Below are 6,671 nucleotides of genomic sequence, written 5' to 3'. Positions count from 1 at the left end.
TTATCAAATACGTCGGGTAAGGGTTGGCAATTTTAAGTTAATCTTGTTGGATAATCTGGAATTTTTCTATTCTGCGCATGAAAAGTTCTACTTTTCCCCTTAAAATTATCTTCTCAAATTAGTTTGTGAGAAATGCGGGTTAAGCTGTTGTGCATTTAAACTTCATATTATTCAGTTAGGAAAAGTAGGGGCTGTAGGGGCGAGTCGCTGCATATAGTTACGGGGAAATCCATTAATTATCTCGACTCGCCCCATTATCGTTACCGGGAAATCCATTATTTCGATAACGTGGTGGGTTACGGCGAAGCGCCAATTAAAGGGTTTGTGTTGTGAATTAATTACCGCCTAACCCACCCTACGAATTACGGTTGATCGGGGTCTATAGGACGGCACATTTTCCCATGATATAAAAGTACCTAAAATCTCCCGCAAAGTCAAGGGCTAATTCATTTTTTTAAACTGAGATTAAGATTAACTTCTGCAAATAGTCCTCCAACGCTGACGAATGACAAATGACAAATGACAAATGACCAATGACCAATGACCAATGACCAATGACCAATGACCAATGACGAGTTAACCCTCCCCTTGATCCCGACGCACTCGGTAGTAAATCGCCTTCACATTAGGACCAAAGACAATCTCCTCTTCATTTTGTAGCTCATAGCTTTGGTGCTTTTGACCATTAATTAACAAGCCATTAGAACTTAACTTTCCTTTGAGATTACCATCAACAATGCGATAGGCATCATGCCCATCCTCACCCTCTACTCGCATTAACGTGGCGTGGTGACGGGAGACAAACTGTGAAAACAGACGAATATCACAATCATGGTCTCTGCCAATGGAATAGAGTTCACGGTCTAGGACAAACCGATGTCGTCCTCGGTCATCTTGAACAATGAGAACATGTCCCTCCGGAAAATCAGACGTATCAGAACTTACTGCATCAGTAGATGACTGATCCGATGAGGGTGGGGAATCTGGAGAAGGTTCTATGGGCAACATCTCACTTATGCTCAAGCACTACAGGTCATGGTAGCGACAGGAGTCGCCGACTGAAACAACTTGATCCTAATAGCCAACATCTCGGCAAGCGCGATACAGGTCTGTCCAGTCTTTGCGTTCTTTGACCACAGTTTCGAGATACTCGTTCCACACTAACGTATCTTGGATCGGATCTTTCACCACAGCACCCACCAATCCCGAAGCAATATCCTTAGCGCTGAGGTGTCCATCGCCAAAATGGGCGGCTAGGGCTAACCCACTATTCACCACCGAAATTGCCTCGGCTGTACTCAGGGTACTACTGGGAGATTTTAGTTTAGTTTTACCATCGTCGCTGATACCACTACGCAGTTCTCGAAAAATTGTCACCACCCGCCGGACTTCGGTTAAAGCAGGGGCTTGCACCGGGAGTTCTAAAGCACGTCCTAAGCTTGCGACTCGTTGTTGAACGATCTCGACTTCCTCATCAATGGTTTTAGGTAACGGTAAGACAACAGTATTAAAACGGCGTTTCAGGGCGCTAGACAAATCATTGACCCCCTTGTCGCGATTATTCGCTGTGGCGATAATATTAAAGCCTTTAATCGCTTGCACCTCATCCCCCAATTCGGGAATTGGTAGCATCTTTTCCGAGAGAATCGTAATCAGCGTATCTTGGACATCTGCCGGAATCCGAGTCAACTCTTCGACACGGGCAATTTTCCCCGCTTCCATCGCCACCATCAGCGGACTCGCCACTAACGCCTCCATCGAAGGACCATCTGCCAGTAATCGGGCATAGTTCCACCCATAGCGAATCGCTTCTTCACTGGTTCCGGCTGTACCTTGAATCAGTAAGGTTGAATCCCCAGAAATAGCGGCGGCTAAATGTTCCGATACCCAAGACTTGGCGGTTCCCGGAACCCCCATCAGCAGTAATGATCGGTCTGTGGTGAGGGTGGCTACAGCTATTTCTATCAGTCTGCGATCGCCAATATACTTGGGCGATATCACAAAACCGTTCTCTAGTGTACCTCCCAATAGATACGTTGTGACTGCCCAGGGGGATAAATTCCAGTTCGGTGGGCGCTGGCGTTGATCTGCTTTTGCCAATTCCGCTAATTCTTCGGCAAACTGTTGTTCCGCATGTTCACGCAATAAAAAGTTTTGAGTGTTTAGCTTTGCACGATTCACAGTTGTTTGTCCTGAAAAAGACTCTTCCGTACCTGCTATACTAAACTAACTTTCTCACTAAGTAGTCGGACAAAAGTAAAGTTAACGGTTGAGATTAGGCAACACCTCGACTTCGCTCGGTGTGTCACAGGCAACAGGCAACAGTAAGGGTTTGAGGCTTGTTAGCATTTCTTAGCACAGCGTACAGCGTTTATGTCCAGGTACTTACAATAAAAGTTGCAGGTGTTCCCTATTTCCGAAATCTTTGATCTGTTTTTATCATAAATACTCTGAAATTGCTATGGTTTCAAAGAGGAATAAATTATGACTAAGAGAAAATTTATTAGCCCTAAAATTGATTATGCCTTCAAAAAAATATTTGGTTCAGACCAAAGTGAAGACATTCTCATCAGCTTCTTAAATGCAATTGTCTACAATGGGGAAAGTGTCATTTCTAGTTTAACCATTGTCAACCCTTACAATCCCGGTCAAGTCGAAACCTTAAAAGATAGTTACTTGGATATCAGGGCTGTTCTAAATAATGGAGAAATTGTCCTGATTGAAATGCAGGTCGCACGGATAGCCGCTTTTCATAAGCGAGGGATTTACAATCTCTGCAAAGCTTATGCTAATCAGTTGACATCAAAAGACTATTACCTGGAGATTACGCCAGTTATTGCCGTAACAATTGCCGATTTTATTCTCTTCAAAGAAAACCATAAATGTATTCATCATTTTGTGTTCAAAGACAAAGAAAGCTCATCGGACTATCCTGAACATGAATTGCAGCTAATTTTTGTAGAATTACCGAGATTTGTGAAAAAATTGCCAGAATTACAGACCTTGGCAGAGAAATGGATTTATTTTATGACGCAGGCTCAAGACTTAGAAGAAATTCCAGAAAGTTTGGCAGAAGTTACAGCAATAGAAAAAGCGTTAACGATAGCCAATCAAGCGAACCTGACACCAGCCGAAGCTGAGGAAGTCAGTCGTCGAGCCATGCAGTTGCGAGATGAGATAGGACGCATTAAATATGCTACCGAAGAAGCATCGCAGGAGGCGCGGGAAGAAGGTCGTCAAGAAGGTCGTCAAGAAGGCAAAAAAGAAGAACAACGCGCTATTGCTAAAAAGCTACTCACCCTACTGGATGACGAAGCGATCGCGGGAACAACGGGATTAAGTCTGGAAGTCGTTCGAGAACTGCGCGAGGAAGAGTCTGAGAATTTGTAGAACTAAGTACCTGGACATAAATTTTGTACGCTGTACTAAGAAATGTGAACAAGCCTCAAATTTTCCCTGTTCCCTGTTCCCTGTTCCCTGTTCCCTGTTCCCTCGACCAATTAAGAATTCAAAAAATCGGCATCAACTTCAGGTAAAGAAGGATTGATACTAATCCCAGAACCCAGTTCAAATCCGGCTGGAGTCGTTAACCGAGGACTAATTTGGCAATACCAGTGAACCTGGGGTTCTTCGGCTTTGTAACGGGCAGCCGTATTAATCACATAATTATAATCGGGATCACTTAGCTTTTCATACAACCGAGTCAGAACATTTTTGAGAATTAGCGCAAAATGGGATTTTTCTATAGCGGAGATACTGCCAAAATCTGCCTCATGTTCCTTTGGCATAATCCAAGTTTCAAAGGGCACATCAGCCGCAAAAGGAATAAACGCCAGAAATGATTCATTTTCAGCAATCACCCGTCTGCGGTGATGCTGTTCAAACTCTAAAATATCGCAATACACACATCGTTGCCATTGATCGTAATATCGCTGGGCTTCTTGTTCTCGCACTCGAATATTTTGCGGAACCATACCCGTGACAATCATTTGAGAATGGGGATGACTTAACGATGCACCCGCTTTCATCCCATGATTACGAAAAATAATTGCCATCATGTTTTTATGAACTTGCATGAGTGAGACGTAGCGCTTGTGATAGGTCTCAATCACCGTTTCTACGTCCTCGATTGACATTGTGGCAAGATCTTGATCATGATCAGGACTTTCAATAATCACTTCATGCTGACCATAACCGGGCATCATTAAATAAATCCCCTCCTGCGATCGTTCTCTGTCTTCATTGGGGGTTAACGCCGGAAACTTATTCAGTACAACTCGCGTTTGCCAGCCTTTGTGGTGTCGGCTGGGCATCTCCAGAAAAATTGACTCAGATTTATGTTCATTGCCGGGACAAAAGGGACAATTTCGAGGTAGAATCCCTGAAGCTTGTTTTTGGCGACTCTGTTGCTGAAAATCCTGGGGACGTTTACGCCGACTGGGTGCATAAATCACCCATTCTTTCGTCACCTTGTTGAGTCGGATTTGACCGGATTGCATACTATCTAGCCCCTATAATGTACTTGAATAATCGTTGTCTTATAGTCGTTGATAATCGTTCTGATCGGAATTTTGTCTGATGTTAACTCATCCGTTGCGTCTATCATTTATCATCCAGACATCATTTGTCTGATGTCAACTCATCCGTTGCATCCCTCATTCATCATTCATTATTCAGACAATGTACATCGGCTTTCTCAACCCCCAAGGCAACTTTGACCCAGATGACAGGTATATTACAGAACATCCCGACTTTGGCGGTCAACTGGTGTATGTCAAGCAAGTCGCCCTGGCGATCGCGGCACAGGGACACCGGGTTGATATTCTCACCCGTCAAATCATCGATCCAGAGTGGGAGGGGTTTGCTGAACCCTTTGATGCGTATCCCGGTGTAGAAAATCTCCGGATTGTCCGCTTACCCGCCGGACCCCAGGGATTTTTACGCAAAGAGTTACTTTGGACTCATCTGGTTCGAGATTGGGTACCCAACATTCTGAAATTTTATCAAGACCAAGGGGAAATTCCCGATATCATGACCGCCCACTACGCGGATGGGGGACTGGCGGGTCTATTACTTGAAGAGCAAACAGGCGTACCGTTTACGTTTACCGCCCATTCCCTGGGCGCTCAAAAGATGGACAAACTTAAGGTGACGCCCGAAAATTTGGCGCAAATGAATGACTATTACTACTTTGGACACCGCCTAGTTGTCGAACGCCTCAGCATGAACCACTCGGCGATTAACATTACGAATACTCGCCAAGAACGCTTCAACCAATATAGTCATCCGGCGTATCGGGGCGCTGTCGATGTCGATAATGATGCTCGCTTTGCGGTGATTTCACCGGGAGTAGACCCAGCTATGTTTAGTGCGGAGGTTCGCTCTGCCAACGAAGAGGCAACCTATCAGTTAGTTCAAGAAAAATTAGCGCGAGATATTGCTGAGTCGCGGCGGTATTTACCCGTGATTCTGGCATCGAGTCGATTAGACCCCAAAAAGAATCTTTTGGGACTTGTGCAAGCCTTTGCCTACAGTTCCACCTTGCAAGAACGAGCCAATATCGTGCTAATTACGGCGGGGTTAGATAATCCACTACAGGAGAAGGTTAAGGATGAACAAACCGAACAAAAGGTATTGGCACCAATCCGAGAAGTGGTGAATGACCATAACTTATGGGGCAAAATTAGCGCCTTTTGCGTCCCCGATCAACCCGCCCTAGCCGCAACCTATCGCTTTTTAGCCCAACGCCGCTCCGTATTTGCCCTACCCTCTCTGTTTGAACCCTTTGGTTTAGCCCCCTTAGAAGCCGCCGCCGCCGGATTGCCAGTTGTCGTTACCCAGAATGGCGGAATTACAGAAAGCTTACAGACAGATAATCAAGACTATGGGGTTTTGATTGACCCCGATGATCCGGTGGATATAGCGCGAGGATTGGAACGGTTAATCTGTAATGAATCTGAGTGGCAGAGTTTTTCTAGTCGGACTCAGCAACTGGTCTTAAATCACTATACCTGGGAGAGTACGGCTCAAGGCTATTTAAACGTAATTGAGCAGATTTTATCGTCACCTAAAACCAATCGTCGAGTACCGCGACTGCCGATTCATCCGTTCTTACGTGATCCCCAACCGAAAAACGATGTTTCCTTGGCAGAACTGAGTCAACTCTACTTTGGTCATTGACTTCAATATAGCTTCATGATGAATAACATAAGACCGTTGCACTCAATTCAACGTTGAAAAAGGCAGCAGCTATCTTGATCAGGGGATACTAAAAGGGGCTAGGGCTATATCGTCAGTCTAAATGATTTGTGAACACAGATATAGCAGTCGCCAGGGTCATTAAAACATCAGATGAATGCCGCTTATTGTGTCGATGCACGTTTAATGTCCTAACCGTTATGGCTGTTGCTATAACGCTGAAAAGCTTGTCTAGCAAGGGTTATGGCTCACCACTATTTCACGACTAATTTAGATAAATTAGAAGACTGCACCTATATCTTTGAGTGGCGGGTAGGGATATTATTTTTTTCAATGATTGTCATTGACAAGTGTTCCCAGGATCATGATAAGATACATTGAAGATTAATACCTAATCACTTCCTCTATTACGATTACATTATCTGTACAGTCGTATCTATTCGACTCTTCTAGCGGTATCACGCCACTACAGC

5 protein-coding genes are annotated in these 6,671 nt (G+C 44.5%); 2 read left to right on the top strand and 3 right to left on the bottom strand.

The features are described from left to right. Positions 1-576: 576 nt before the first annotated feature. Together RIG66_RS33565 and RIG66_RS33560 are read right to left on the bottom strand one after the other, a co-directional pair. A complete protein-coding gene (locus RIG66_RS33565) occupies positions 577-1,008 on the bottom strand; it encodes an FHA domain-containing protein (RefSeq protein ID WP_446384417.1) in 432 nt (143 codons plus the stop codon). Positions 1,009-1,074: 66 nt separating this feature from the next. Continuing rightward, on the bottom strand, positions 1,075-2,181 hold the full coding sequence (locus RIG66_RS33560; RefSeq protein ID WP_446384415.1) for an ATP-binding protein: 1,107 nt from the start codon (positions 2,179-2,181) through the stop codon (positions 1,075-1,077). Between the two features lie 303 nt (positions 2,182-2,484). On the opposite strand from RIG66_RS33560, the gene RIG66_RS33555 reads away from it, so the two are divergent. Beyond that, positions 2,485-3,390 carry an Rpn family recombination-promoting nuclease/putative transposase gene (locus tag RIG66_RS33555; RefSeq protein ID WP_446384413.1) on the top strand — a complete coding sequence of 302 codons (906 nt, stop codon included), beginning with the start codon at positions 2,485-2,487 and terminating at the stop codon, positions 3,388-3,390. A 110-nt stretch (positions 3,391-3,500) separates the two neighbouring features. On the opposite strand, the gene galT is transcribed toward RIG66_RS33555, so the two are convergent. Beyond that, on the bottom strand, positions 3,501-4,499 hold the full coding sequence (gene galT / locus RIG66_RS33550; protein ID WP_446384411.1) for a galactose-1-phosphate uridylyltransferase: 999 nt from the start codon (positions 4,497-4,499) through the stop codon (positions 3,501-3,503). A gap of 181 nt (positions 4,500-4,680) precedes the next feature. Here galT and RIG66_RS33545 point away from each other — a divergent pair, with 181 nt between their 5' ends. Next, on the top strand, positions 4,681-6,180 hold the full coding sequence (locus RIG66_RS33545; protein WP_446384409.1) for a glycosyltransferase: 1,500 nt from the start codon (positions 4,681-4,683) through the stop codon (positions 6,178-6,180). The last annotated feature ends 491 nt before the right edge of the window (positions 6,181-6,671 follow it).

Source organism: Coleofasciculus sp. E2-BRE-01, from assembly GCF_040221695.1.
Taxonomy (GTDB): Bacteria; Cyanobacteriota; Cyanobacteriia; order Cyanobacteriales; family Coleofasciculaceae; genus Coleofasciculus.
Note: the sequence above shows the minus strand (reverse complement) of the source record. Positions and strands in the feature narration are given on the sequence as shown.

Bases quoted from the DNA above. Each gene is read 5' to 3' on its own strand.
- RIG66_RS33545 (WP_446384409.1), top strand. From the start codon at position 4,681: ATGTACATCGGCTTTCTCAACCCCCAAGGCAACTTTGACCCAGATGAC.
- RIG66_RS33565 (WP_446384417.1), bottom strand. From the start codon at position 1,008: ATGTTGCCCATAGAACCTTCTCCAGATTCCCCACCCTCATCGGATCAG.
- RIG66_RS33555 (WP_446384413.1), top strand. From the start codon at position 2,485: ATGACTAAGAGAAAATTTATTAGCCCTAAAATTGATTATGCCTTCAAA.
- galT (WP_446384411.1), bottom strand. From the start codon at position 4,499: ATGCAATCCGGTCAAATCCGACTCAACAAGGTGACGAAAGAATGGGTG.